Below are 25,777 nucleotides of genomic sequence, written 5' to 3'. Positions count from 1 at the left end.
ACGTCTTGGACCCCGGCTCGACGCCGTATCGAGCCGGGGAGCGGGTCAGGCTAGGGGGTCCATCTGATGCCGGGGTTGACGCCGCCGGTCCAGTTGAAGGTGGCCATGTTGTCCCACTGGTCGCCGGTGCCGTTGATGTTGGCCGGGTCCCAGCCGTTGCCCTGGATGGCGTACCAGGTCGGCTCCCAGTAGAAGACGCCGATCGCCCCCGCGCCGCGGGCGGTGTTCTGGACGGCGGTGAAGTTGCTCGCCTGCCCCGCCCAGGTGGCCGGGTAGCCGGAGCACGGCGCCGAGCCGTTGATCGCGTTCGGCTCGCTGTCGGCGTTGTTCGCGGTGAACGGGTAGGCGGTCTCCGCCACGATGACGGGCTTGCCGTAACGGGTCCGCACGTCGTTGATCACGCTGGACAGGGTGGACTGCGAGCCGTGCCACATGCAGTAGTACGACAGGGCGGTGATGTCCCACGGCACGCCCTTGGCGCGGATCCCGTCGTAGAACCAGCGGGCGTTCGCGAGGCTGTCGGCGTCCGCGGTGTGGATGATCACCTGGGTGCCGCTGTTGCACGCCTTGGTCGCGTTGTAACCGGCTTTGAGCAGCAGGCTGAGGTTGGTGAAGTCGTTGTTGATGACCTTGCCGTCGTTCCAGAGCATGCCGACGTTGATCTCGTTGCCGATCTGCACGCTGTCCGGCGTGGTGCCCTGCGCCTTGAGGCTGGTGCAGATGTCGTACGTGTAGTTGTAGACGTCCGTCTGGAGTTGGGCGATGCCGTGACTGGCCCAGGCCGCCGGCTTGAACTGCTTGCCCGGGTCGGCCCAGGTGTCCGAGTAGTGGAAGTCGATCATCAGGCCGAGTCCCTTGGCCTTGACCGTCCTGGCGTAGGCCAGCACCTTCGCCTTGTTGTTGTAGCCGCTGGCCGGGTTGTTCCAGATGCGCAGCCGGGCGTAGTTGACCCCGGCGCCGATGAGGATGTCCAGCGGGTCGGCGGCCGTCCCGGAGGCGTTGTAGTACTTGGCCCCCAGGTCCAGGCTCCGCTGGAGCGAGGAGATGTCGGCGCCGCGCATGCTCAGCGTGGCGGCCTGGGCGGGCGTCGCCGGCGCGACCGCGATCAGCGCCGCGAGTGTCAGCAGGAGGGTGACCCGGATCCTTCGTAAGTGGTACGTGGTCATGATCGGTCCCGTTGATAGAGCCGAATTCCGGACTGTGTGCACGTTCACGGACGCATGTGGCGACGAGCAGCCCGAAAAATGCGCCTTTGGGGGGCGAAATCGGCCTTATGCATACTGTGAACGTTCACAGACTGCTTGAGCATGAGGATAAAGAAGAATCCGGCACTCGGGAAGGGCGAGTTTTCCGGCATCCGGGAATCGTTGTTCCGCGCTCCGGGCGGCCGAGCCACCATCGTTCCCACCGGCAGCCGCACCACGAAGGAGTCGCCGTGTCGAGCATCCCCCGCGATCAGTGGTACGTCGCCGCGTACGGGCGAGAGATCGGCCAGGAGCTGTTCACCCGCACCATATGCGGCGAGTCCATCCTGTTCTGGCGCACCCGCGCCGGGACCGTCACCGCCATGTCCGACCGCTGCGTGCACCGCCGGTTCCCGCTGTCGCAGCCGCCCAGCCGACTCGTCGAGGACCAGGTGGTCTGCGGGTACCACGGCTTCACCTACGGCGCCGACGGCGGCTGCGTCGCCGTCCCCGGCCAGACCAGGGTGCCGCGTACCGCCCGGTTGAAGAGCTACCCGGTCGTCGAGCTGGACTCCTTCGTCTGGGTCTGGATCGGCGACCCCGCCCGGGCCGACGCGGCCCGCATCCCGCGCGCGCCCTGGCTGGACTCGCCCGAGTACACGACGGTGTCGGGGATGGAGCCGCTCCAGGCGCGGTTCGGGCTGCTGGCGGACAACCTCATGGACCTGTCGCACGAGACGTACCTGCACGGCGGGTACATCGGCACCCCCGAGGTGGCCGCCACCCCGATCACCACCACGGTGGACGAGGAGGCCGGGATCGTGCACGTCAGCCGCCACATGGACGACGCCGAATGCCCGCCGTTCTACGCCAAGTCCACCGGGCTGACCGGCCGCATCATGCGCTGGCAGGACATCGAGTACACCCCGCCGTGCCTGTACAAGCTGCACTCCCGCATCGCCCCGCTCGGCGTGCTGCCGAACGCCGACGGCGGCGACCCGGACGCCTTCCACGTCGAGGTCGTGTACGCGATCACGCCCGAGACCGAGCACTCCACGCACGACTTCTGGGCGGTGGCCCGCGACTTCGCCCTGGACGACCAGGGCGTGTCCGACTTCCTGGCCGAACAGAACCGCACGGTGGTGCTGCAGGACGTGGCCGCGCTCGACGTGCTGGAACGGGTGATCGCGACCGAGCCGGCGGGCTACCAGGAGCTGTCGATCAACATCGACACGGGCGGGCTGGCGGCCCGGCGCATGCTGGCCGGACTGGCGGGGCAGGGCGCCCCGGCCCGGCAGGCGTGACGGGCATGGAGCCCGGACGCGTGCCCACCCGGCGTGGGCTGCTCCGCGTGGTGTGGCTGCCGGGGAGCGACCTGCTCCAGGGCACCTGCCACTGCGGCGCCGTACACGTCGCCGACGGGCCCGTCGAGGTCTGGGAATGGCTCCTCGGCCACCCGACCGGCCACAACACCCCCACGAACCCGCCGCCACCCGGCGCACCTATCGGGACGGCGCGTCCGGACGCCCTGTCGGGGACGGGAGCCGCCCGATGAGCGCTGAGCGCAAGCTGGTCGTGCAGGCTCGGGACCCGGTCGCCGACGGGGTCGTCGCGCTCGACCTGCGCGACCCGGCGGGCGCCGAGCTGCCCGCGTGGGAGCCCGGCGCGCACATCGACCTGGTGCTCGGCGGCGACCGCGTCCGCCAGTACTCGCTGTGCGGCGACCCGGCCGACCGCACGACCTGGCGCGTCGCCGTGCTGCGCGAGCCGGACGGCCGGGGCGGGTCGGCGTACGTGCACGAGGACCTCCACCCGGGCACGACGGTCCTCGCCCGAGGCCCGCGCAACCACTTCCCGCTCCACCCGGCGCCCCGCTACCTGTTCGTCGCCGGAGGCATCGGCATCACGCCCATCCTGCCGATGGTGCGGGCCGCCGACGCCGCCGGCGCCCGGTGGCATCTGGCTTACGGCGGTCGTACGGCGGGCTCGATGGCGTTCGCCCGCGACCTCGAAGCCGCGCACGGAGACCGGGTGGAGCTGCGCCCGCAGGACGAGCACGGCCTGCTCGACCTCGACGCCCTCCTGGCGCGGGCCACCCCGGACACCCTCGTGTACTGCTGCGGCCCCGCCCCGCTGCTGGCGGCGGTCGAGAGCCGCTGCGCGGACCGGCCGTCCGGCACGCTGCATGTGGAGCGCTTCGAGCCCAAGGAGGCGGCCGACCCCGTAAGGGCGGAGTCCTTCGAGGTCGAACTGGCCGTCACCGGCGTCACCCTCACCGTGCCCCCGGACCGCTCGATCCTCGACGTCGTGCTGGAGGCCGGCGTTCAGGTCCTATCCTCGTGCCATGAGGGGACGTGCGGCACCTGCGAGACCGCGGTGCTGGCCGGCGCGGTCGACCACCGCGACTCCCTCCTCACCTCCGAGGAGCGGGCGGTGAACGACACCATGTTCGTCTGCGTCTCCCGCGCCGCCTGCCCCAAGCTGGTCCTCGAACTCTGACCAGGGAGCCGCCGATGCAGATCCCAGCCCCCAGGCAAACGGCCGAACGCACCGGCCCGGTCGTGGCCCGCGCGCTGCAGATCCTCGGCGCGTTCACGCCCGACCGGCGCTCGCTCACCCTCAGCGAGCTGTCCCGGCACTCCCGCCTGCCGGTCTCCACGGTGCACCGGCTGGCCGCCGAGCTGCTGGCCTGGGGCGCGCTCGAACGGGATCCGGCCGGGTGCTACCACATCGGCCTGCGCCTGTGGGAGATCGGCTCGCTCGCCCCGCGCGGCCTGGGCCTGCGCGAGGCCGCGCTGCCGTACCTGGAGGACCTGTCCCAGGTCACCCGCGAGAACGTGCAGCTGGCCGTCCGGGAGGGCACCGAGGTGGTGTTCGTCGAACGGATCGCCGGGAGCAAGGCCGTCCCCGTGCTGACCCGGGTCGGCGGCCGCTTCGCGCTCACGGCCACGGGCGTCGGCCTGGTGCTGCTCGCGTACGCGCCGGCCGAGGTGCAGGAGCAGGTCGTGGCCGGCCCCATGACCCGCTACACCGAACGGACCATGACCACCCCGCGGCAGATCCGCGCCGCGCTCGCCGACACCCGTGCCCGCGGTTACGCCGTCAGCGACCGGCAGGTCACCATGGACGCCGTGTCGGTCGCGGCGCCGATCCACGACGCCCGGGGCGACGTCGTGGCCGCGGTGTCCCTCGTGGTCCACCACGGCAGCACGTCGCCCCACGCGCTCGCCCCGCTCCTGCGCACCAGCGCCCGCGCCATCTCCCGCGCGCTGCCGCCGTCCACCCGAGGCTCGTGACGGGCCCGGTCACTTTCGGCTCGTGACGGGCCCGGTCACGCTCGGGTCGTGACGGTTGAGGTCAGCCGAGGCGGGCCAGTTCCTCCTCGGTGAGCTCCAGGTCGGCGGCGCCGATGGAGTCGAGGATCGTCTCCGGCCGGCTGGCGCCGGGGATGGGGATGACGACCGGGCTGCGGGCCAGCTCCCAGGCGAGGCAGACCTGTTGGGGGGATACGCCGCGCGTCTCGGCGATCTCGGTGAAGGCGTCCCTCTGGCTCAGCTCCCCGGTACGGCCGATGCCGCCCAGCGGCGACCAGGGCAGGAACGCCAGGCCGAGCTCGGCGCAGACGTCGATCTCGGGCTCGCTGGAGCGGAAGCGCGGAGAATACTCGTTCTGCACGCTCACCAGGCGCTCACCCAGGATGTCGTGGGCGAGCCTGATCTGCTCCGGATCGGCGTTCGAGATGCCGGCCATCTGGATCTTGCCGGCGTCGTGCAGGTCTTTCAGCGCGCCGATGGTCTCCGCGTACGGCACCTTCGGGTCAGGCCGGTGGTGCTGGTAGAGGCCGATGCTCTCCACGCCGAGGGCCTTGAGCGAGCGCTCGCAGGCCTCCTTGAGGTACGACGGGTCGCCGTTCACGGACCAGCCGCCCCCGGCGACGCGGGTGTGGCCGCCCTTGGTCGCGACCAGCACCGTGTCGGCGTCGCCGCCCCAGCGGGCCAGCGCGAGGGCGACCAGGCGCTCGTTGTGGCCGACGTCGTCGTGCGAAGGCGTGTAGGCGTCTGCCGTGTCGATCAGCGTGACACCGGCCTCCAGGGCCGCGAGCAGGGTGCGGATCGACTGGTCCTCGTCGGGCATGTGCCCGGCCACCGACATGGGCATGGCGCCGAGCCCGACGGCCCCGACCTGGCGGTTTCCGATGGTGCGCGTTCGCATGGCGTTGTGCATGGGTCCACCCTGCCTGCTGGAGCGCGCTCCAGGTCAACTTTCGCGCGCCGGCGTCCAGCGCATGGCCAGGAGCAGGGTGTCGTCGCTGTGCAGCACCTCGCGGCGCATCATCCGTACGAGGGTGTCGGTCAGCTCGTCCACCGGCAGGTCCCGGTGCCGGCCCGCCAGCTCGGCCAGCTCGTCCAGCCCCGCGTTGAGGTCGCGCCGGGCCTCCACCAGCCCGTCGGTGTAGAACAGCACCAGCGTGCCGGGCCCCAGCCACCGCTCGGCCACGTGGTCGCTGCCCGGATCCGGGTAGCCGAGGCCGCGCCCCCACGCCTCCAGGTACGTCGCCGGCTCGCCGGGCGCCACGATCAGCGGTGGCGGGTGGCCGCCGGTGGCCACCCGGAGCACGCCGGTACGGGGGTCGAAGCGGGCCACCAGTACGGTGCCGGCCAGATCGGGGTAGACCGGCTGCAGGATGGCCGCGGCGCGCTCCACGACGTTCTCCAGCGGCAGCCCGGCCAGGGAGAGCACGCGGACGGCGTGGATGATGTTGAGCGCGGCGCGGGTGCTGGCCACGCCGTGGCCGGCCGCGTCCACCACGACGACGTGCAGTTCGCCGCCCGGCATGATCACCACGTCGTAGAGGTCGCCGCCGGTCGGCGCGTCGTCCTCGGAGGAGGAGTAGTAGACCGCCAGCCGCGCCTGCTCCACGTGCGGGATCGGCGGGCGCAGGGCGTCCTCCAGCTCGCGGAAGATCGCCCGGTGGGCCCGCCTGAGCCGTACGTCGCGCTCCTCCAGCTCCGCGACCAGGGCCAGCACGTCCTGGCGGGCGTCGGCCAGCTCGCCCTCCAGCGTGCGGATCCGCCGCAGCGGCTCATCGGGGACGGACTTCACACCGCCCCCCGCCCATGCCGAGGCTGCTCGACCACCAGCCCCCCTGTCCGTAGCAGTCGCGGGCCAGCTCGCTCACCGCCGTGATCAGCTTAGACCGGGAGGCCGGGCCGAAGCCGTCTTCCGGGGCCGCGGCGCGTACGGCGTGCCGCGCGGCGAAGCAGACGGCTGGCGACAATGCGGTGATAAGCGCATTTGTCGGGCCGGATCCGCCCTATGATCCTGATGATCGACTCCGTGAGGAAGGGCACCTGTGGGCGAGAAGTCGGATGAGTGGAAGAGCGCGATCGACACGACCAGGCCCAGCATCGCCAGGGCCTATGACGTCGTCCTGCACGGCAAGGACAACTTCGAGGTCGATCGCGCTTTCGTCGCGGAGATCGTCAAGGTCATCCCGGAGATCTACGACGTGGCGGCCTACAACCGCCAGATCCTGGACCGCGGCGTCCGCTTCATGATCGACCAGGGCATCACGCAGTTCATCGACCTCGGCTCGGGGCTGCCGACCGTGGAGAATACCCACCAGGTCGCGCAGCGCGCGAACCCCGAGGCCCGCGTGGTCTACGTCGACAACGACCCGATGGTGCTGGCCCACGGCCGGGCCCTCCTGGCCGAGAACGAGCGCACCGCGGTGGTCACCTCGGACCTGCGCGACCCGGTGGCGATCCTCGGCGACGAGGCCGTCAAGCAGCTCATCGACTTCGACCGCCCGGTCGGCGTGATGCTGGTCGGCATCCTGCACCACCTGCACGACGACGAGGACCCGCAGGGGATCGTCGATGCGTACATGGCCGCCGTCCCGCCGGGAAGCTACCTCTTCATCACCCACTTCTGCGACTCGAGCCAGGAGTCCCGCGACGCGGAGAAGCAGTACCTCGCGCTCCTCGGCACCGGCAGGTTCCGCACCGTCGCGGAGATCACCGGCTTCTTCGAGGGGTTCGAGCTGGTGGAGCCGGGCGTCGTGCCGCTGCCGTTGTGGCGTCCGGAGACGGACGTCCCCGAGGAGCTGACCGTGGGCCAGCGCCTCATGTTCGGCGGCATCGCCCGCAAGCCCTGACCGCGGCGTGAGGACCGCGTTGAGCCGGGCGGCCATGGACCTGGCCCGGCGGCAGGGCGCGGCTCCCGAGCTGATGTACGTGGTGGACCTGCCCGGGTACGAAGTGTCCGAGCAGTCGGTCGGCGTGATCAACGACGACGGTTTCGGCGCGGTCTACACCTCGCCCGACGGCAAGCGGGTGGAGCTGCGGATCGACCGCGGGCCGTACGTGCGCACGGGCCCGTGCGAGCGCGACGGCGGCGGCTGGTACGTCGTGAACGGCGGCGACCAGGAGTACGTCGCCGTGCGCAAGGACCACCACATCCGGCTGATCTGCCCGGTCGGCCAGGTGGACCGGGCGGTGCTGAAGCAGGCCGCGCAAGGCGCCCGCCCGGCGACCGGCACGGGCCCGCCCGCTCCCTCGCCACCGGCCCCGGTGGAGCGCGGCGATCTGCCCCGGAACGGCGACGCCGCTCCCATCCGGCGGAGAGGACCCGGCGGCTGAGAGCGGGGGCCAGGGGTGTCCCGGCCCCCGCTACCGCCCTCACTTCACGAGGTAGGCGTCGGAGAGGATCTGCTGGACGGAGTTGCCGTCCTTGTCCTGCGCCTCGACCTTGATCGAGATGCTGCCGGGGCCCTTGGGGTTGAGCGCCAGCACCTTGCCGCCGGGCAGCACCGTGGCCCGGGTCCAGTGCGCGCCCTTGTCACCGGAGATCCAGACCGCCCGCAGCGACGACGAGCGGCCGCCCTCGGTCCTGACGGTGAAGGCGAACGGCCCGCCGCCCTGGACCGTGTCGTTCTCCGGCAGGCCGAGCTCGTACCGCAGCCGGATCATCGGCACCTGCGCGCAGGGCTGCTTGTCCTCCCACAGCACGGAGTCCAGGCAGGGGTAGGGGTTGCTGTCGCCCGTGGGGCGGGCGGAGCGGAACGTCCAGCTGGTCTCCACGCCGGTGCCGGCGTGCTTCCCGGGGAACGCGTCCTTCCACGAGCTCGTCAGCCGGTACGTGCCGGACCCGGCGGGGACGCCGTAGTAGGGCACGCCCAGGTCGTCGTACTGCGGCTTGACCTCGGCGGCGCCGCTGAACAGCCGGAGCTCCTCGGTCCCCGGCGCGCCCTGGTACATGTGGGTCGGGTCGGAGGCGTCGGAGTAGTAGCCGAAGCCGATCGGGCTGAGCGCGCGCAGCCGCAGCCGGTCGCCCTGGCGGCAGCCGTCGCAGTAGATGATGGGGGTGACCCAGTCCGGCAGGCCGGCGCCGGCCGCGAACTGCGAGGGCATGATGGCCTCGTTCCAGTCCTCCCGCTCCTTGGTCGCGTGGTTGAAGCCGCGGGCCGAAGCGGCGAAGCGCGCGCCGCCCGAGGCAGGGTCGATGAAGGTGAACTCACGCTCCCACAGCACGTCCCGGCCGGGCGCGTTGTAGTACTCGGTCCTGGCCGTGGGCCCGGCGAAGGCGTGCGAGCCGCGGATGCTGAAGCGCTGCTCGGGGTTGTAGGTGTGGTTGACCTCGGTGAAGTTCGTGTACGGGCCCCACGTGCCGGGCTGGGGGGCGAACCGGGCGTGGTAGGTGGTGTCGATCTCGGTGAGGTCGCGCGCCTTCGGGGCGAAGTTCAGCCGGCCCGCCGTGGTCCCCTTCACGTAGTAGGCCAGCTTGTACTCGAACGGGGTGGTCGGCGTGACGCGCAGGGCGGCGCTCGGGTACGGCTTGCGGGCCAGGGCCTTGCCGAGCCGGTCCGCCTCGCCGCTGTCGATCCACAGCACCGGGATCTTGTTGTGGTCCGTGTAGTGCGAGTCGCTGAGCAGCCAGGCGAACCGGTCGCTGGTGACCACGCCGGCGGCCCCCACCTTGATCGCCAGGTCCACGTCGGCCGTGAAGAGGTCGAGCGAGTCCCTGGCCGGGAGGTAGACGAGCTTGCCGCGCGCGTCCGCGCCGCCGCGCACGTCGTCGCCCGTGGTCAGGCTCAGGCGCTGGTCGGCGGCGAACTTCGGCACCAGCGGGTCGTGCTCGCTGACGTAGTGCGGGTTGAGCCGGAGCCCCGGCACGGCCAGCTCGACCTCCGGCGCCCGGCGGATCTGGTCGAACAGCACCGTGGAGGTGCCCACCGTGGGCGCCTTGCGCACCGGCGTGACCCAGAACCTGCCCCTGTTCACGGGCTCGTAGCTGAGGAGCGACGCGCCCGCGTACATCTGGCCCGAGGCGGTCGTGCGGGCGACCATCAGGTTCATGAACACCGGTTCCGACGTGCGGGGCGTGCTCACCTGGATCTGCTCGAGCGCGGTCGCGTCCAGGGTCACCGTGGTGTCGCCGTCGAGCTTGATCTCGGGGGCGAGCAGCGTACCGTACTGGATCTGCCGGTCCGGCCTGGTGTACCACCAGGGCATGTCGCCGATGGAGTAGACGCCGCCGTGCGCGAGCTTGAGCTCGGTCTCCACGGTGCCGGGCGTGTCGGTGGTCCGCCAGTTACCGGTGGCCGTGGTCATCGGCTCGCCCTGGAGGAGCGGGTCGGTGTCGCTGACCCGGAGGGCGGTCAGGACCCCCGGGTTGAGCGTCCATTCCGGCTTTCCGACCAGCTTGACGCGTACGGTGTCCAGCTTGGCGCCCTTGTGGAGGGCGATCGGCGCGGTCAACCGGGTCGTGCCCGCGGTGGCCGTCAGGCGGCCCTCGTACCAGCCGGGGTCGCCGAGCGTGGGCTCGATGGTGAGGTCCGCGCTCGCGGTGCCGCCCGCGGGGACGGTCAGCGACGACGGGGTGAGCGTGGCCATCCCGGCGGGCGGCTGGGCGTCACCACGCTTGAGCGTCATCGACAGGGCCAGCGTGACGGGGTCCTTGCCGGTGTTGCGGAAGGTCACCTTCCTGGCCAGCGTCTGGCCGGTGTACGGGTCGGTGAACCCCGCGTGCACCGTCGCCAGGTCGTCGAAGACCTGCTGGGTGACGGCCTGCCCGATGTCCAGCCGGCCCGAGCCCTGGTCGTAGACCGTGCCGTCGGTCGGCTTCGCGGTGCCCGTCAGCGCGGTCTTGAGCTGTTCGGGCGTCCAGTCGGGGTGCTGGACGGCGAGGATTGCGGCGGAGGCGGCCACGTGCGGGGCGGCCATCGAGGTGCCGGACGCCGCGGTGTAGTTGTCGTCGATCGGGCCGCCGCCCGGGACGCTGCTGCCCTCGCCCAGCGAGGTGCCCGCCGCGCGCGCGGCGATGATGTTCACGCCGGGGGCGGTGATCTCCGGCTTGATCGCGAAGTCCTCGCTCAGGCGCGGGCCGCGGCTGGAGAACGAGGCGATCTTGTCGGCCGAGTCCACCGCGCCGACGGTGAGCGCCGAGGTCGCCGCGCCGGGGGAGGCGATGGTGTACCGGCCGGGGCCCGAGTTGCCCGCCGCGACCACGAACAGCGTGCCGTACTCGGCGGTCAGCTCGTTGGCCGCCTGGCTCAGCGGGTCGGTGCCGTCGGTCGGGCTGCTGCTGCCCAGGCTCATGTTGACCACCCGGGCGCGCTCGGTGGCCGCCTGCCACTGCATCGCCGCGATGATCTCGGAGTTGTTGCCGCTGCCCGTGTCGTCCAGGGCCTTGGCGATGGTCAGCTTGGTGCCGGGGGCGACGCCCTTGTACTTGCCGCCGGAGGCGGCGCCGCTGCCGGCGATGATCGACGCCACGTGCGTGCCGTGACCGACCCGGTCGGTGACCTCGTCGGGGTTGCCGCCGCCCGGCATGCCGGCCGGGACGAAGTTGCGGGACGCGACGATCCTGCCCTGCAGGTCGGGATGCGCCAGGTCGATGCCGCTGTCGATGATGCCGACCTTGGCGCCCGTGCCGTCGTAGCCGGCCGCCCAGGCCGCGGGGGCGCCGATCTGCGGGTTGCTGACGTCGTCGAGCGCCTTGGCCTTGCCGTCGAGCCACACCTTGCGCAGGCCGCTCGTCAGGGCCCTGGCGTCGTTCCGGCCCCCTCCCAGGGACTGCCAGAACGCGGCGGCCTGCTTCTTGTCCACCTTGATCGCGGCGCCGTCGATGCTCTCCAGCACCATCGGCTCCGTGCCGCCCTTCAGCGACCTGGCCTTGCCCGCCAGGTCGGCGGCCTTGGTCTGCGGCTGGTACTGGACGATGAGCGGCAGCTGCGCGGTCTTGGCGTCGCCGTAGCCGTTGGCCGCCAGGTAGCCGACGTTGAACAGCTCCTTGTCCAGCAGGCCCCCGCTGACGTAAGGGGCGGCGTCAGCGGGGATCACGTAGTAGCCGTGGTCGTCCTGCTGGGCCTGGTACGTCCGCGCCTCCGCACCCTCGACGGGCTCCAGCGTGGCCGAGGCGCGGCCCGAGGCGTCCTTCGCGTAGGTGACGGTGTCCCCGGTGATCAGCGTGATCTTGACCGCCGGCAGGCCGGTCACCGGCGCGTTCGCCCTCGTGGCCGCCGTCGTGGTCGCCGTCGTGACGGTCGCCGCGACGGCCGCCTGCGGGACCGCGGCGAGCGGCGCCGCGAGTAAGGACGCGAATAAGGCCACGAGTCCGCGGCGCCGGGGGGTGGACAGCATACGCACACCTTTCTCCAGACCTGGGAAACGCCGGAGATCGTTTCCTCGCTGACCTAATCTGGGATTGAGTCAGGGCACAAGTCCGCCGAACGGGCCAAAACCCGCCAGGTGGCGGTAACCCGCCATCCCCGCGGCGGGAGGAAGGGCGTCGCCGATGCTCAAAGCGATCGGCCTGTCACCGGCAGAGAGCCGCCTGTACGCGACGCTCGTCGAGAACCCGCGATCATCCGCCGCCGAACTCGCCACCCACTGCGGCGTCTCGACGCCCCTGGCGGCCCGGACGCTGGCGGCCTTCGCGCGGCGCGGCTTGGCCAGCAGGTTGCCGGGCCGCCGCGCCCGTTACGTCGCCGTCGCCCCCGACATCGCCTTCAGGCCGCTGCTCACCCGCCAGGAGGAGGAGCTCCACCAGGTGCGCACGGCCATCCACGAGCTCACCACGTCGTTCCACCTGGCCTCCCGCTACGCGGCGCACCCGGCCGAGCAGGTCGAGGTCGTCACGGGGACCGACAACATCATCAGTAGGGCGTACGCGCTCCAGGACAGCGCGCAGACCATGTTCCGCAACATCGACAAGCCCCCGTACGTCATGCGCGGCCACGCCGACAACGTCGAGCGCGAGCGGCGCATGCTCAGGTCGGGCATCGACTACCGCAGCGTGTACGACCTGGAGTCGCTGGCGCTGCCCGGCAAGCTGCGGCTCGTCCAGGACTCCGTGGCCCACGGCGAGAAGGCCCGCGTGGTGGCCGGGGCGGCGGCCAAGATGTGGATCGCCGACGACGCGCTCGCGCTGATCCCCATCCGCAACGGGGCGTACTCCATCGACGCGGCGTTCATCCTGCACCGGTCCGCCCTGCTCGACGCGCTGATCGCGCTGTTCGAGCTCGAGTGGCGGCGGGGGTTCCCGCTGCGCGGGGAGCCCCGGCCCGCCGCCGGCCCCGGCGAGCCCGACGAGCTGACCAGGGACCTGCTCGCGCTGCTCGCGGGCGGCCTGACGGACGAGGCCATCGCGCGGGCGCTGGGGCTCGGGCTGCGCACCGTTCAGCGCCGCATCCACGCCGTCATGCAGGAGCTGAACGCCATCACCCGCTTCCAGGCGGGGCTGGCGGCCCGGGAGCGCGGGTGGATCTAGACCCGGGCATCACGCGTCCGGACGGGTCAGGGTGAAGACCGACGCCCGCGACTGCGGGTAGAAGCCGGCCGGCAGCGGGCCCGCCTCCCGCCACCCGAGCCTGCGGTAGAGGCCGGCGGCGGGCGCGCCGGGGTCGGTGATGAGCCAGGCGGAGGGCCGGCCGGCGGTCATCCCGTCGAGCAGCCGCGCGCCGATCCCCTGGCCCTGGTGGCCGGGGTGGACGAAGAGCTCGACGACCTCGAAGGCGCCGCGGGTCAGCGCGGTCGCCGCGGGCAGGCCGAAGGCCGTGACGAGGGCGTCATAGACGCGGTTGCCGCTCAGCTCGTCCGGGGTCGGCCAGCCGTAGCAGACGCCGGTGAGCCGGTCGGCGTCGTCGGTCGTGGTCAGCGCGCTGAAACCCGGTTTGGCGGCGCCTGCGGCGAGCTTGGCGGGGTAGCGGCCGAGCTGCTCGGGAGCCTCCGACCACGGCGGGGCGGCGTAGCAACGCTGGTAGAGGTCGATGATCTGGGCGGATATCGCGGTGATGCCAGGTCCGTCGTGATGCACACGCGAAGCCTAATTGCGAGTATTTCGCAAGAGCAAGAGTAATGCATTCTGTCATCGGGCCGCGCACACGTCCTGGTACGGCACGTCCTGGAGGTACCGGTCCCATTCGGCTGGCGTGAGCGTGCGACCCGCCCGCGCGCACACCTTCCCGATCATCAGCGCGTCGCCGACGGGCACCTCGCGCACGGCCCCGGCCACCAGGCCGTCCTGCATGCCGACGTACAGGACGCTCCCGTCGGCGCCGAAGGCCATGGACGAGGGGGCGAACTCCCCGACCCGGTACGAACTGCCGAGCCGGCGCCTGGACCGGACGTCCCAGAGCTCGAGCACGCCCTCGTCGGTGGACGTGGCGAGGGTCCTGCCGTCCGGCGAGAAGACGATGACGTCGCTGGCGCCGGCGGCGCGGGGCAGGACGGGACGTAGCGGGGTCGGGCCCTTGACGTCCCACAGCCCGATCCGGTGGGTGGCGGACTCCTGGACGGCCAGGAGCCCGTCACGGCTGACGGCCAGCGTGCCGGCGTCGCCGAGCCCAGAGCCGACGGCCTTGCCGGTCATCACGTCGACGAGCCTGCCGTCTCCCGAGACGAACACCTGCCGTCCCGGAAGGAAGGGGCCGATGCTCAGCCGGGTCTTGTACGCGGCCACCGCGCGGCCGTCGGCGGCGTCCAGCACGACCACGCTCATCAACGGACTCTCGCCCAGCAGGAGGGTGATGGCGATCCTGCGCCCGTCGGGGGTGAAGTTGACGTACGCCGGCTGGTAGTCGCCTTCCCCCACCCGCTTGGACCAGAGTTTCCTCCTGCTCGCCAGGTCCCACAGGGTGATCGTGCGGTCCATGCCGGCGACGGCCAGCCTGGTGCCGGCGTCGTCCATGCCCAGGATGGACCCTTCCTCCCCGACCCGCAGGCGGCCCGCCTCCTTACGCGTCCGCAGGTCGAACACGCTCAGCTCGGCACCGTTCGTCCAGGACACCGCCCAGTGGGCGTCGCGGCTGAGCGTCGGGGTGTCGGGCACGGCGACGGACGGGGTGCGCGGCATGAGGTCCACGCTGATGACGGTGTCGTCGACGAGGTAGCGCAGCGTCCTGCCGTCGGGGTCGAAGCGGACGTCGCCGAACTCGCCCTCGGCGCGGTAGCGCAGGACGGTCCGCTGGTCGCTGATCCGCATGACCTCCAGGTCGCGGCCGTAGAAGCCGGCGATGTAGCGCCCGTCGGCGCTGAACCGGAGCCGTCCGGAGTCGTGGCAGATCCCGCAGTTCAGCGTTTCCTTCAGCTTGCGCTGGCGCCCGGTGACGGCGTCCACGAGGACGATGTCGCCCGCGACGTCGGAGCAGGCCAGGGTCTTTCCGTCCGCGCTGTAGGCCGCCAGCACGTGGTTCTTCACGCAGGCGGGGAAGGGGCGCTCGGTGGTCCAGCCGGGCAGGCCGATCTGGTCGAACCGGTAGCCGGGCAGCAGCAGGTGTCTCCCCGTCGGATCCACGAGCGGCGCGGGGGTCTGCGCCATCGTCCGGTCCGCGTAGACCATCCGGCCGAACTGCTTCCCGGTGGTCACGTCGATGAGGAAGGGGACGTCGTCGGCCATGGTGACGACGAGCGTCGTCTCGTGCTCGCCGAACACGACGCCGTAGCCGCCGTTCCCGGTCGGCTCAAGAGATCTGCGCACCAGCGTCCTGCCGGTCTTCAGGTCCCAGACGCCGAGCTCGTCCGAGGTGGTCTGGGCGAGCAGGCGCCCGCTGCGGCTGAGCGCGGGGCCCTGGATGATCGTCCCGCGCAGGGTCATGCCGGGCCAGCTCGCCGTCCGCCTGCCGGTGCGCACGTCGTAGACGTTGACGCCGCCCTCGCTGAAGCTGACCAGCGTGCGCCCGTCGCGGCTCAGCGTCCGCCGGCCCATGCCCTTGACCGGGGGGTCGCGGAAGGCGGCCGTCTCCAGTTGCTGGAGCGAGCCCATCAGGCTGGAGCGGGCCTCCGGCTGCGGCGAGACCCGGTACGCGGCCACGCTGAGCAGCATCGCGAGGCCCGGATCGGCGGTGCGCATGCGGTCGGACTCGGCCGCCACCTGCTTGGCGGTCAGGATGTCGAGCCGCTCGACGGCCTGCCGGCGCTGCCACACGGCCAGCCCGCCCGCCACCAGCGCCACCGCCAGCAGCCCGGCCAGCGCCGACGTGACCAGCGTCCTGCGCCGGCCGCGCCTCCTGGTCAGCTCGGTGCCCGCACGCAGGAAATCGCGCTCGAACGGGGTCAGCGTCAGGTGCCTGCGGCCGGTCGCCGCCCAGCTCAGCGCCTGCTCCAGGCGGCTGCCCTGCAGCACGTCGCCGTCGCGCCGGCCGTGCTCCGCCCAGTGCCGCGCCGCCGCGTTGATCTCGTCCAGCATCGCCAGCCCGGCGCGCTCGGCATCCATCCACGTCCGCAGGCGCGGCCAGGCCCGCACCAGGCCGGGACGCGCCAGCGCCACCGACCCGTCCCTGGTGGTGACCACGTACGAGAACGCCTCCAGGATCCGCTGGACGGCCGCCGCCTCGTGGTCCGGCCGGCCGCCGAACAGCTCCTCGTGGCCGGCCCGCCGCAGCGTCTCCTGGCCCTCGGCGTTCACCGCCACCAGCCGCAGGAACACCTCGGCCGCCAGGTCGCGCGCCTCCGGGCCGAGCGAGCCGTAGGCGTCCTCGGCGATCGCGCCCAGCGCGGGGTCGTCCCGGTCGGGCGCCCGCATCCCCCCGGCGCGGCGGCTGCCGGCCGCCAGCAGTCCGCCCACGTCGGACCCGTCGCCGCTGACCAGCGCCAGCAGCAGGTCGCGGGCGGACGGCCGGGCTCGCGGATCCTTCTCCAGCGCGGCCTCGATCAGCGTGGCCAGCCCCGGGGGCAGCGCGCTCACGTCGGGGTGGTGCGTCAGCACGCGGTGCATGACGCCGCCCAGGTTCTCGCCGCCGAAGGCGTCCTGCCCGGTGGCCGCGAACACCATGATCGCGGCCCACGCGAAGACGTCGGCCGCCGTCCCCGCCCGCTGCCCGGTCAGCACCTCTGGCGCCATGTAACCGGGCGTTCCGGCCAGCTCGCCGGTCCTGGTCAGCGACATCTCCGCCGTCCTGGCGATGCCGAAGTCGATCACGCGTGGCCCGTCCGGGCCGAGCAGCACGTTGTCCGGCTTCAGGTCGCGGTGGACGACGCCCGCCTCGTGGATCGCGGTGAGCGCCGTGGCCACCGCCGTCGCCAGCCGGTGCAGGTCGTCGCCGGTGAAGCGCCGCCCCTCCCGCACGGCCTCGCGCAGGCTCGGGCCCGCCACGTACTCCGAGACCAGGTACGGTTTGCCGCCGTCGAGATCGGCCGCCAGCAGCCGGGCGGTGCAGAACGAGGCCACCCGCTCCGCCGCGGCCGCCTCCTTGGCGAAGCGCCCGCGGTCGCCCGCCGCGTGCAGCACCTTCACCGCCACCCGCCGCCCGTCGGGGTCGTAGGCGTCGTAGACGACCCCCTGACCTCCCGCGCCGAGCCGCCCGGCCAGCCAGTAGTCCCCGATCTGCTGCGGATCCCCCGCGATCAGCGCCTCCACGGCGGGTTAGATGCCCCCGGATCCGCCAAAGTTGCGGTGAGCACGCGGGGAGTTCCGGTCGGTGTCCGGTCTGCGCGTATCGTCGGTCCGGTGAGCTTGATGTGGGTCGCCGACGCCGTACCGGCGCTGGCCGCGGTCTCGTTCGCGGTTTCATTGGTGGGGGCCACGTCGTTCCGTCCGCGGCTCAGGTCGCGCCTGCCCGAGCTGACGCTCCTGGCCGCGGCCGTCTCCCTGGCCGTCACGCTCGCCCACGTCATGGGCGCGGTGGAGGCGGCGCCCGGCGCCGACGCGCTGGGGATGGCCGAGGGGCTGGCGCTCGCGGCGCTGGCCGGCCTGGTCGTCCGGTACGCCCCGCCCCGGCGGGCGGCCCCGGCCGCGTCGGCGGCGGGCCTGGCCGGGGCCGCCTGGCTGCTGCGGTTCTTCTTCCCGGTCTCGTGGCTGGAAGCGGTGGGCGCGTCCGCGTTCTGGGGCCTGGGCGCGCTCCTGGCCGCCGCCGTGGGCGGCTACCTGCGCTTCCTCGACGTACGGCAGGCGCGTGCGGCGGCCGACGCCCGGACCGAGCTGCGGCTGCGACTGGCCCGGGACCTGCACGACTTCGTCGCCCACGACATCAGCGAGATGGTGGCGCACGCCCAGGCGGGCATGGTGGCGGGCGATCCGCTGGACGCCCTCGAACGCGTCGAGGCGGCCGGCCAGCGCGCCCTGTCGATGCTGGACCGGACCCTGGACACGCTGCACCACGACCGGCCCCTCACCCCCGCGGGCGACCTCGACGGCATCCGCGCCGCCGCCGAGCGCTTCTCCGAGGCGGGACCCGCCGAGGTCCGCCTGCGCATGGACGCGTTGCCCGCGTTGCCCGCGGTGCCCGCGGACACCGGGGCCCTGGCCTACCGGATCGTGATCGAGGGGCTGACCAACGTGCGGCGGCACGCCCCAGGGGCGGCCCGGGTCGATCTCGCCGTGACCGCCGGGTCCGGCGCGCTCGAGATCACCATGACCAACGACGGCGCGGCGGGAACGCGGGGCGGCCGGCGAGGCGGCTCCGGCCTGCCGGCGCTGGCCGAGCTCGTCCGGGAGCAGGGCGGTGACCTGGTGGCGCGGGCCGTACCGGACGGGTGGTCGCTGACCGCCCGCCTGCCGCTGGCACAATCGCCGGGGTGGCCATCCGCATCCTCATCGCCGACGACCAGGAAGGCATCCGCGCCGCCTTCCGGCTGATCCTCGACGCCCAGCCCGACATGACCGTCGTGGCCGAGGCCGCCGACGGCCGGGCCGCGATCGAGACCGCCAGGGCGATCGGGCCCGACGTCGTGCTCGCCGACATCCGCATGCCCGGGGCCGACGGCATCGAGGTGGCCCGCGCGCTGGCCGGCACCGGCGTCCACGTCGTGATCGTCACCACGTTCGGGCTGGACGAGTACGTCGACGCGGCGTTGCGGAACGGCGCCTCAGGATTCATCCTCAAGCGCTCCGGCCCCGCGCTGCTCGTCGAGGCCGTCCGGGCCGCGATGAACGGCGACATGCTCATCAGCCCCCAGCTCACCGTCCGGCTGCTCCGGCAGCGCGGCCTGCCCGAGACACCCCCCGGGGCGCCGCACGTCGTCCTCACCGAGCGCGAGGACGAGATCGTGGCGATGGTGGCGCACGGCAGGACCAACGCCGAGATCGCCGCGGAGCTCTTCCTCGCGCCGGGCACGGTCAAGAACCACATCGCCGCGATCCAGCGCAAGATCGACGCCAGGAACCGGGTCGCCATCGCCGCGTGGGCCTGGGCCACCGGCAGGGCCGAGCCGTGATTCCTCAGTGATCCCTCAGTGATCCCTCAGGGTGAGCCGAGGCCGTGCCACTGCCGCAACGCGTCGAGGTGCTCCGGCCTGCCGACGGCGGCGAGGTTGGAGCGGTAGAGGCCGATCGCGTGCGGGTCGTCGAGCTCGGCCCGCGTGCACGGCCGCAGGACGTTTTCGAGCTCGTCGATCACGAAGACCCAGGGGTAGCGGTCGAAGACGAGGTCGAGCAGCTCGCCCGCGGCGCAGCCGCAGTTCTCCTGGAGCTCGGGATGCACCTCGAACAGCAGCGCCGGCAGCGCGGCCAGGCTCTCGGCCGCGCCCCGCAGCACGAAGCCCTCGTACCCCTCGACGTCGATCTTGATGAGGTCGGGCGGGCCGAGGCCGCCGTCGGCGAGGTAGGCGTCGATCGAGGTCATGGGCATGGTGAGGGTGCCGGCGGCGGTGCCGACGTTCGCCGCGGCGGCCGAGTGCTTGCCCGTCTGCTCGCCCGACAGGTGCACGGTCAGCCGGCCCGGCGCCGCCCCCACGGCCACGGGCTCGATGGTCACGCGGGCGGCCAGGTCGTTGCGCTCCACGTTGCGCCGCAGGTAACCGAGGTTCTCCGGCACCGGCTCGAAGGCGATCAGGCTGCCGTCCTCGGGCAGGCGCGCCGCGCCGGTGCAGGTGTAGACGCCGATGTTCGCCCCCACGTCGAGGACGGAACGGCTGATCGAGGCCAGCCGCTCGAAGACGCCGACCTCGAACTCCTCGTAGTACCCCGCCGAGACCGAAGGCATGATCGTCGCGTCCCACGCGGGGCCGGTCAGCACGACACCCCGGTAACGCGCCTCGGCGTCGCGGTCGCCGGTGGCCACGCCCAGCCGGAACACCGTGTGGTAGAGCCGGTTGACCAGGGCGAAGCGCCGGATGCTGCGACCGCGCAGGAGCCTGCGGGCCAGGGGACTCCGGTTCGCCGCCCTGGCCGCCCGCATCACCCGGATGGCGAGCCCCTGCCGTAGCCGCTTGATCAAGGTGACCATGACAGGCATTCTGCTCGAACAGCCGCCAAATATTCGTGTAACTGGTGATTGTCAGGGACGAGGTAGCAGGGTCCGGTATTCGTCGGGCAGCCGGCCCGCCAGGTCGGCGTACTCCTCGCCGGCGATCGACTCGCGCAGCATGGTGAAGACCGCCTTGGCGTGCTCGCGAGCCCGCTCGGGGGAGACGCCCTCGCGCGTGGCGATCCGGCGGACGAACTCCTCCAGCGGGAGCTCCCGGCCGGAACCTCCGCCCACCCCGCGCTTCAGCGGCGCGTGCAGCTGGACGGGCAGCTGGCCGACCAGGTCCTCGACCTTGCCCGGGGCGATGCGCTCGGCGAGCGTCTCCAGCGCCGCCTCGGTGGCCCGGCGGGCGCCCGAGTAGTCGAGCCCGGCCCGTTCCGCGACCCCGGCCAGGAACTCCCCGGCCGGCACGATCTCGACGTACCCGCGTCCGGCCTCCGCGACCAGGGCCTCGAAGTCGTCCGGGAGGTCGGCCGCCATGTCGGCGAACTCCTCGGGGCTCACCGCCTGCCCCATCGCCCAGAAGACCGCGCGGGTGTGCCGCCCGGCCGCCTCGACGTCGACCCCGGCGCGCTCGGCCACCCGCCGCAGGAACTCCTCGACGCCGAAGGTCTCGGGGTCCCGTTCGGTGTAGAGCCAGGGCATCGCCTCCGGAGGCAGCTCCCTGAGCAGGTCGCGGCTCTCGTCCTTGGAGAGCCGCTCGGAGAGCGTACGGAGCGTGGCCTGCACGGCGCGTTCGGCGGCCTGGGGTCCCGCCCCGGTCTGCTGCTCCACGATCTTGAGCAACTGGTCGTAGTACATCCCCGCTCCCCGCGCCGAGCCTGTCGTGTCCCGCCGGCTCAGCTACCCCGGAAAGGGAGACCGTCACCCGTCAGGCGGCCCCGTCAGCCGGTGCCGCCGCGCAGCAGCTCCCTGGAGCCGCGCAGCAGCTCCTTGGAATCGTGTTCCACCAGCACAGGGATGAAATCGCGCACCGGGCTGTCGGCGAATCGGTCATAGGCCGTCCGCACTGCCGCCTCGACCTGCTCGGCCGAACGCGTTCCGGTGAATCTGGCGACCAGCTTGGTCACCACGTCCTGGATCGCCTCACGTTCGAGGCGCTCGTCGTACGCCATGACTTTGTCATAGCACGTTCCAAAGCCCGCACCATAGAGCACTTTTTCGGTATAAATCAGTCACCTTGGGCGGGCGGCCCATGCCCGATATCAGGCGACCTCCGAGGCGGCGTGCGCCTTGATCGCCACGCTGGTCAGCGCCAGCAGCAGATCGAGGTCCGGCTCGGCCTCGACCCTCAGGGTCACCCACGCGTGGTCGGCGTCCACCTGGACCTGATCGCAGTCGCGCAGGTACGGCTCCAGCCGTTCGATCGCGGGCTCCGTCAGGCACAGGCGCACCTCGTCCGCGCCGGTCAGGCGCAGGATCTCGGTGCCGCGGACGGTGAAGGCCATGCCACGCCTGGTGTCGCTCAGCTCCAGGGCCGGCCAGGACAACAGCTGGGCCACCGCGCGGGCCACGTACGGCCCCCGGCGCCCGGTCGATCGCCGCCTGGCGGAAATGACTGTCACGTTTCCATGCTGATGCACCGCACCACGGACCCGCCATCGTCCGTTCTTCAACTGTTATCCGCGTCGTGAGAATTTCGAACCCCGACCCGCTCACCAGCGCGCCGGACGGAACCGGTTGTTCATCCGGCGTTCATCATGCGGACTGCGGGCGGCGCGGCGGCCGTCTCCGTGGCATCGTTGGGTCGGCTGGTGTACAAGCGCCCAGACGCTAGAGGAGATGTCCCGTGTCCTCACCTGTTTCTCGTCGTTCCTTCCTCGGCCGCACCGCGGCGGGGAGCCTTGGCATCGCGTTAGCCGGCAGCATCGAGACCATCGCCGGTCCGGCCGCGCTCGCCGCCACCCGGCCCCCGCTCGGCTACGGCCCGCTGGTCCCCGACCCGGCCGGCATCCTGGCCCTGCCCGCCGGATTCTCGTACCGCGTCGTCGCGGAGGCGGGGGTGACGCTGCTGGAGAGCGGCGAGCCGACCCCGAGCGACGCCGACGGCACCGCGGCCTTCCCGCACGGCCGGGGTGCCACGCTGGTCAACAACCACGAGATCGGAGGGAGCGAGCCGTATCGGGTGCCGGCGCTGCCCGGCCTCACCTACGACCCCGGCGCCGGGGGTGGCACCACGAACATCGACGTCGACGCGCACGGCGAGCGGATCCGCGAATACGTCAGCCTGGCCGGCACCCACAACAACTGCGCCGGCGGCAAGACCCCGTGGAACACCTGGCTGACCTGCGAGGAGACCGAGCAGCGCGCCGGCGGGGCCTACCAGAAGGACCACGGTTACGTCTTCGAGGTCGACCCGTTCGACCGCGAGGCCAACCAGGACCCGGTGCCGCTGAAGTTCCTCGGCCGCTACTCGCACGAGGCCGTCGCCGTCGACCCGAGGACGTCGGCGATCTACCTGACCGAGGACGCCGGCGGGCCGAACGGGCTCTACTACCGGTGGACCCCGCCGAGGAGGTTCCACGGCCGCAAGGGCGCGCTGCGGGCGCTGGCGCTGTCCGAGGGCGGCGACACCGCGGGCAAGCTGGAGGCGCTGAGCTGCTACCGGGACGACACGCACATTGCCGACCTGTCGGAGGCAACCGAGCCGGGCACGCGCTTCAAGGCCCGCTGGGTCGAGGTGCCCGACCGTGACGCGAAGATCCAGTCGGTGCGCCTGCAGTTCGCCAACGACCAGGTCACCCGCAGCCGCAAGCTGGAGGGCGCCTGGTGGGGCGACGGCGGCGCGTACTTCGTGGCCAGCTTCGCCCGGCACACCGACGGCAGCGTCAACGAGCACGACGGCCAGGTGTGGTTCTACGACCCGCGCACCGAGACGGTCACGCTCAAGGTCATCTTCGGCGTCAACCCCGACCCGAGCCAGGACACCGACTACGACGGACCCGACAACATCACGGTCTCCCCGTACGGCGGGGTGATCCTCGCCGAAGACGGCGAGGGCATCCAGCACCTGGTGGGCGTCAGCGCGCAGGGCAAGTCGTACCCGCTGGCCCGCAACGACCTCAACGACAGCGAGTTCACCGGCCCGACCTTCAGCGCAGACGGCCGCATCCTGTTCGCCAACATCCAGTCGCCCGGCCACGTGTTCGCCATCACCGGCCCGTGGAAGCGCTCCGGGCACGCCGCCGACTGACGCCGGCCCGCCCTCCCGGCGCACGAGCCGTGCGCCGGGAGGACCCCGGTCGCGGGGAAAACCGCTCGACGGCCCTGGGCGGCACCCGCCACCATGGGTCGTGATGTACCGAGCGTAGAAGCACCTCGATCACAGCAGGGGATGGCCCCCGATTCGCGGCCATCGCCGCTGTTCAGGCTGTTCGTCATCGGCGGCGCCCCGGGCGCCGCCCACCGCCACATGTGATCGAGGACGCCAGAAAGAGGCTCTTCATGGAGCTTGACGAATACGCAAGGTACGACGCCGTCGGGATCCGCGACCTGATCAGGTCGGGCGAGGTCACCGCCGGCGAGGTCGAGGCCACCGCCAGGCGGGCCCTGGAGCAGGCGGACGCGCAGGTCAACGGCCTGGCCCTGCCAATTTTTAGGCCGGCGCTGGACCACGCCGGGGACGGGCCGTTCGCCGGGGTGCCGTTCCTGATCAAGGACCACGGGCCGGTGGCCGAGGGGGTGCCGTTCACCCTCGGCAGCCGGGCCCTGCCGGGCATCGTCCCCGGGCGCGACACCGAGCTGATGGCCCGCTTCCGGGCCGCCGGCCTGGTCACGCTGGGCCTGACCACCGTCCCGGAGCTGTGCCTCAGCTTCGCCACCGAATCGCTCAGGTACGGGCCCACCCGCAACCCCTGGGACCTGGACAGGGGCGCGGGCGGGTCGAGCGGCGGCGCGGCCGCCCTGGTCGCCGCCGGCGCGGTGCCCGTCGCGCACGCCAGCGACGGAGCCGGGTCCATCCGCGTCCCGGCCTCATGCTGCGGGCTGGTCGGGCTCAAGCCGAGCCGCGGCCGGATCACCTGCGGGCCCGACGCGGGCGAGGCGATGCTCGGCATGTCGTACGAGTTCGCGCTCACGCGGACCGTCCGCGACGCCGCGCACCTCCTGGACGCCGTCCAGGGACCCGGCATCGGCGACAAGTACACCGCGCCGCCCCCGCGGCGACGCTACGCCGACGAGGTCGGGGCCGACCCCGGCCGGCTGAGGGTGGCGGTGACCACCAAGGCCTGGTCGGGGGCCGAGGTGGACGGCCGGGTGGCCGAGGCGGCGCTCCGCGTGGGCCACGCGCTGGAGCGGGCCGGGCACCACGTCACCGAGGCCGCCCCGGACGTGGACCAGGAGGCGGTCATGCGCAGCCTGGTGGCCGAAAGCGTGGCGATCGCCTCCACGCTGCTCCTGGCACCCAGACAGCCGGACCCGGCCCGGATGGAGGCCGTCTCCCGGCAGGCCCTGCGGGTGGCGCGGGAGTACACCGGGCTGGACCTGCTGGCCGCCTTCGACGTCCAGAACCGGGTCACCCGCTCCGCGGGCGCGTTCTTCACCGAGCACGACCTGCTCGTCACCCCCACGCTGGCCCGCCTGCCCGCGCCGCACGGCACGCTGCGCTACGACGATCCCGAACACACGCTGACGAGCTGGCTGGAGTCGCTCGACGGCTACGGGCCGTTCACGGTGCTGTTCAACGTCACCGGGCAGCCCGCGATCAGCCTGCCGCTCGGCCACGCCGACGGGCTGCCCGTCGGCGTGCAGATCGTCGCCCCTTACGGTCGCGAGGATCTGCTGTTCCGGATCGCCGCCCACCTGGAACAGGCGATGCCCTGGAAGGACCGGACTCCTCCGGTCTTCGTGGGAAACCGTTCCTAGGTGCCGAACGGCACGGTCGCCGGGGTCAAGAGGTGCCGAACGGCATCTGGCCCCGGCGACCGGGCCCCCGCGAGGCTTGATCGCATGGAAACCCTCACTTCCGGCCGTCGCGGCTACGCGGCGGCGCTGTGGGCGCTGGGCTATGGCCTGCTCGGGGCGGCGTGGGCGCTGGGGACGCCCGGCTTCCCCTGGGGCGCCTCGGACCCCGACCCGGACGGGGCGCTGTCGGTCCTGGCCGGCGCGACGCCGAGCTTCGGCTGGTGGATCGCCGCCGTCGCGCTGCTCGCCCTGGTGACGGCGCTGGCGCTGGCCCGCGGCGACGGCGGCCGAGCCCCGCTCTACCTGGCCTGGCCGATCGCCGTGCTCCTGATCCTGGTCGTCCCCGACTCCCGGCTCATGATGGGCCTGGCCTACACGCCCCTCCTGCTGGTCGCGCCGCTGTTCGGCTGGAGCCTGGGCGGCGTCACCCTCGCCGACGCCTGGCCGTGGCCGGTGCTCAACCAGCTCGTCTGCGTGCTCGGCGGGCTGCTCCTTGCCGCCGCGGCGCTGTCGTACGGCCGCGGCCGGGATGCCGCGCGCTGGTTCACCCCCGAGCGGGGACGCCGGGCCGTGTACGTGGCGGTCGCGGTGCCGCTGGTGTACTGCCTGACCCGGTGGGCCTGGGCCCTGGGCATCCCGCTCGGCGTGACCCCGGAGTTCCTCGCCCAGGGAGAGGACGGCCTGTGGCTGGCCGGCGCGTACCTGGCGACCTTCGGCGCGTTCGGCGGCGTGCTCACGCTCGGGCTGACCCAGCGGTGGGGCGAGGTCTTCCCGCGCTGGATCCCCGGCCTGCGCGGCAGGCGGGTGCCGCCCCTGCTGGCGGTCATCCCGGCCGGGTTCGTCTCGATCGTCGTCACCGTGGCCGGGCTGACCTACATCAGGTCCACGATCGCCGGCCGGTTCACCCTGGACGAATGGGGCGCCTGGCTCCCGGAGTGCTTCTGGCCGATCTGGGGCGCCGCCCTGGCCACCGCCACGATCTGCTACTTCCGGCGCCGTTCCTAGC

Annotated in this window: 22 protein-coding genes; 12 read left to right on the top strand and 10 right to left on the bottom strand. The window is 72.5% G+C overall.

Annotation, left to right across the window (positions count from 1 at the left end):
* Positions 1-50 precede the first annotated feature (50 nt).
* Positions 51-1,166, bottom strand: a complete 1,116-nt coding sequence (locus tag ACWDRB_RS09765; protein ID WP_449892674.1) for a glycoside hydrolase family 53 protein — start codon at positions 1,164-1,166, stop codon at positions 51-53.
* A 269-nt stretch (positions 1,167-1,435) separates the two neighbouring features.
* Between ACWDRB_RS09765 and ACWDRB_RS09760 the strand changes: the two genes are divergently transcribed.
* Genes ACWDRB_RS09760 through ACWDRB_RS09745 form a run of 4 tightly spaced genes read left to right on the top strand, consistent with a single transcriptional unit; the run spans position 1,436 to position 4,480 of the window.
* The gene (locus tag ACWDRB_RS09760) at positions 1,436-2,488 is read left to right on the top strand and encodes a Rieske 2Fe-2S domain-containing protein (protein ID WP_449892673.1); all 1,053 of its coding nucleotides are present in this window, start codon (positions 1,436-1,438) and stop codon (positions 2,486-2,488) included.
* Positions 2,489-2,508: 20 nt separating this feature from the next.
* Positions 2,509-2,739, top strand: a complete 231-nt coding sequence (locus ACWDRB_RS09755; RefSeq protein WP_449892671.1) for a hypothetical protein — start codon at positions 2,509-2,511, stop codon at positions 2,737-2,739.
* A complete protein-coding gene (locus ACWDRB_RS09750) occupies positions 2,736-3,683 on the top strand; it encodes a PDR/VanB family oxidoreductase (protein WP_449892670.1) in 948 nt (315 codons plus the stop codon). The genes ACWDRB_RS09755 and ACWDRB_RS09750 overlap by 4 nt, the downstream gene beginning before the upstream one ends.
* Before the next feature lie 14 nt (positions 3,684-3,697).
* On the top strand, positions 3,698-4,480 hold the full coding sequence (locus tag ACWDRB_RS09745; RefSeq protein ID WP_449892669.1) for an IclR family transcriptional regulator: 783 nt from the start codon (positions 3,698-3,700) through the stop codon (positions 4,478-4,480).
* 61 nt (positions 4,481-4,541) lie between these two features.
* Here ACWDRB_RS09745 and ACWDRB_RS09740 read toward each other — a convergent pair whose 3' ends face one another.
* Positions 4,542-5,396 carry an aldo/keto reductase gene (locus ACWDRB_RS09740; RefSeq protein ID WP_449892668.1) on the bottom strand — a complete coding sequence of 285 codons (855 nt, stop codon included), beginning with the start codon at positions 5,394-5,396 and terminating at the stop codon, positions 4,542-4,544.
* A gap of 45 nt (positions 5,397-5,441) precedes the next feature.
* A complete protein-coding gene (locus ACWDRB_RS09735; RefSeq protein WP_350742927.1) occupies positions 5,442-6,287 on the bottom strand; it encodes a PP2C family protein-serine/threonine phosphatase in 846 nt (281 codons plus the stop codon).
* A gap of 250 nt (positions 6,288-6,537) precedes the next feature.
* Between ACWDRB_RS09735 and ACWDRB_RS09730 the strand changes: the two genes are divergently transcribed.
* Complete coding sequence (locus ACWDRB_RS09730) at positions 6,538-7,341, top strand: SAM-dependent methyltransferase (protein WP_449892667.1); 804 nt, start codon at positions 6,538-6,540, stop codon at positions 7,339-7,341.
* 7 nt (positions 7,342-7,348) lie between these two features.
* Entirely contained in the window at positions 7,349-7,825 is a 477-nt protein-coding gene (locus ACWDRB_RS09725; protein WP_449892666.1) for a hypothetical protein, read from the top strand.
* Positions 7,826-7,864: 39 nt separating this feature from the next.
* Here the strand turns inward: ACWDRB_RS09725 and ACWDRB_RS09720 are convergent, their stop codons facing one another.
* On the bottom strand, positions 7,865-11,827 hold the full coding sequence (locus tag ACWDRB_RS09720; protein WP_449892665.1) for a S8 family serine peptidase: 3,963 nt from the start codon (positions 11,825-11,827) through the stop codon (positions 7,865-7,867).
* A gap of 154 nt (positions 11,828-11,981) precedes the next feature.
* Between ACWDRB_RS09720 and ACWDRB_RS09715 the strand changes: the two genes are divergently transcribed.
* Positions 11,982-12,956, top strand: a complete 975-nt coding sequence (locus tag ACWDRB_RS09715) for a helix-turn-helix domain-containing protein (protein ID WP_364249047.1) — start codon at positions 11,982-11,984, stop codon at positions 12,954-12,956.
* Positions 12,957-12,965: 9 nt separating this feature from the next.
* On the opposite strand, the gene ACWDRB_RS09710 is transcribed toward ACWDRB_RS09715, so the two are convergent.
* Together ACWDRB_RS09710 and ACWDRB_RS09705 are read right to left on the bottom strand one after the other, a co-directional pair.
* On the bottom strand, positions 12,966-13,502 hold the full coding sequence (locus ACWDRB_RS09710; RefSeq protein WP_449892664.1) for a GNAT family N-acetyltransferase: 537 nt from the start codon (positions 13,500-13,502) through the stop codon (positions 12,966-12,968).
* Between the two features lie 51 nt (positions 13,503-13,553).
* Positions 13,554-17,042 carry a protein kinase domain-containing protein gene (locus ACWDRB_RS09705; RefSeq protein ID WP_449892663.1) on the bottom strand — a complete coding sequence of 1,163 codons (3,489 nt, stop codon included), beginning with the start codon at positions 17,040-17,042 and terminating at the stop codon, positions 13,554-13,556.
* Between the two features lie 90 nt (positions 17,043-17,132).
* Here ACWDRB_RS09705 and ACWDRB_RS09700 point away from each other — a divergent pair, with 90 nt between their 5' ends.
* Entirely contained in the window at positions 17,133-18,260 is a 1,128-nt protein-coding gene (locus ACWDRB_RS09700; RefSeq protein WP_449892662.1) for a sensor histidine kinase, read from the top strand.
* Positions 18,200-18,838 (top strand): response regulator, encoded by a 639-nt coding sequence (locus ACWDRB_RS09695; protein ID WP_449892660.1) that lies wholly within the window; start codon positions 18,200-18,202, stop codon positions 18,836-18,838. The genes ACWDRB_RS09700 and ACWDRB_RS09695 overlap by 61 nt, the downstream gene beginning before the upstream one ends.
* Before the next feature lie 26 nt (positions 18,839-18,864).
* Here the strand turns inward: ACWDRB_RS09695 and ACWDRB_RS09690 are convergent, their stop codons facing one another.
* The 4 genes from ACWDRB_RS09690 to ACWDRB_RS09675 all read right to left on the bottom strand — a co-directional run bounded on the left by ACWDRB_RS09690 (position 18,865) and on the right by ACWDRB_RS09675 (position 21,434).
* Positions 18,865-19,848, bottom strand: a complete 984-nt coding sequence (locus tag ACWDRB_RS09690; protein ID WP_364249057.1) for an FkbM family methyltransferase — start codon at positions 19,846-19,848, stop codon at positions 18,865-18,867.
* A gap of 51 nt (positions 19,849-19,899) precedes the next feature.
* Positions 19,900-20,670, bottom strand: coding sequence for a DUF2267 domain-containing protein (locus ACWDRB_RS09685; RefSeq protein WP_449892659.1), 771 nt, complete (start codon positions 20,668-20,670; stop codon positions 19,900-19,902).
* Positions 20,671-20,753: 83 nt separating this feature from the next.
* A complete protein-coding gene (locus ACWDRB_RS09680; RefSeq protein ID WP_449892658.1) occupies positions 20,754-20,984 on the bottom strand; it encodes a three-helix bundle dimerization domain-containing protein in 231 nt (76 codons plus the stop codon).
* Positions 20,985-21,074: 90 nt separating this feature from the next.
* Positions 21,075-21,434 carry a luciferase domain-containing protein gene (locus ACWDRB_RS09675; protein WP_350742907.1) on the bottom strand — a complete coding sequence of 120 codons (360 nt, stop codon included), beginning with the start codon at positions 21,432-21,434 and terminating at the stop codon, positions 21,075-21,077.
* A gap of 224 nt (positions 21,435-21,658) precedes the next feature.
* Here ACWDRB_RS09675 and ACWDRB_RS09670 point away from each other — a divergent pair, with 224 nt between their 5' ends.
* From ACWDRB_RS09670 to ACWDRB_RS09660, 3 genes are all read left to right on the top strand, one after another.
* The gene (locus ACWDRB_RS09670) at positions 21,659-23,062 is read left to right on the top strand and encodes an alkaline phosphatase PhoX (RefSeq protein ID WP_449892657.1); all 1,404 of its coding nucleotides are present in this window, start codon (positions 21,659-21,661) and stop codon (positions 23,060-23,062) included.
* A gap of 251 nt (positions 23,063-23,313) precedes the next feature.
* The gene (locus tag ACWDRB_RS09665) at positions 23,314-24,732 is read left to right on the top strand and encodes an amidase (protein WP_449892656.1); all 1,419 of its coding nucleotides are present in this window, start codon (positions 23,314-23,316) and stop codon (positions 24,730-24,732) included.
* 84 nt (positions 24,733-24,816) lie between these two features.
* Complete coding sequence (locus ACWDRB_RS09660; RefSeq protein WP_363964984.1) at positions 24,817-25,776, top strand: hypothetical protein; 960 nt, start codon at positions 24,817-24,819, stop codon at positions 25,774-25,776.
* Position 25,777: the final 1 nt, after the last annotated feature.

This window comes from Nonomuraea sp. NPDC003707, from assembly GCF_053587055.1.
The sequence above is the reverse complement of the archived record's forward strand: the minus strand, read 5'-3'. Positions and strand labels throughout refer to the sequence as shown.

Coding starts and splice junctions, on each gene's coding strand:
- ACWDRB_RS09665 (WP_449892656.1), top strand. CDS start 23,314: ATGGAGCTTGACGAATACGCAAGGTACGACGCCGTCGGGATCCGCGAC.
- ACWDRB_RS09720 (WP_449892665.1), bottom strand. CDS start 11,827: ATGCTGTCCACCCCCCGGCGCCGCGGACTCGTGGCCTTATTCGCGTCC.
- ACWDRB_RS09745 (WP_449892669.1), top strand. CDS start 3,698: ATGCAGATCCCAGCCCCCAGGCAAACGGCCGAACGCACCGGCCCGGTC.
- ACWDRB_RS09685 (WP_449892659.1), bottom strand. CDS start 20,670: ATGTACTACGACCAGTTGCTCAAGATCGTGGAGCAGCAGACCGGGGCG.
- ACWDRB_RS09690 (WP_364249057.1), bottom strand. CDS start 19,848: ATGGTCACCTTGATCAAGCGGCTACGGCAGGGGCTCGCCATCCGGGTG.
- ACWDRB_RS09740 (WP_449892668.1), bottom strand. CDS start 5,396: ATGCGAACGCGCACCATCGGAAACCGCCAGGTCGGGGCCGTCGGGCTC.
- ACWDRB_RS09715 (WP_364249047.1), top strand. CDS start 11,982: ATGCTCAAAGCGATCGGCCTGTCACCGGCAGAGAGCCGCCTGTACGCG.
- ACWDRB_RS09680 (WP_449892658.1), bottom strand. CDS start 20,984: ATGGCGTACGACGAGCGCCTCGAACGTGAGGCGATCCAGGACGTGGTG.
- ACWDRB_RS09750 (WP_449892670.1), top strand. CDS start 2,736: ATGAGCGCTGAGCGCAAGCTGGTCGTGCAGGCTCGGGACCCGGTCGCC.
- ACWDRB_RS09765 (WP_449892674.1), bottom strand. CDS start 1,166: ATGACCACGTACCACTTACGAAGGATCCGGGTCACCCTCCTGCTGACA.
- ACWDRB_RS09660 (WP_363964984.1), top strand. CDS start 24,817: ATGGAAACCCTCACTTCCGGCCGTCGCGGCTACGCGGCGGCGCTGTGG.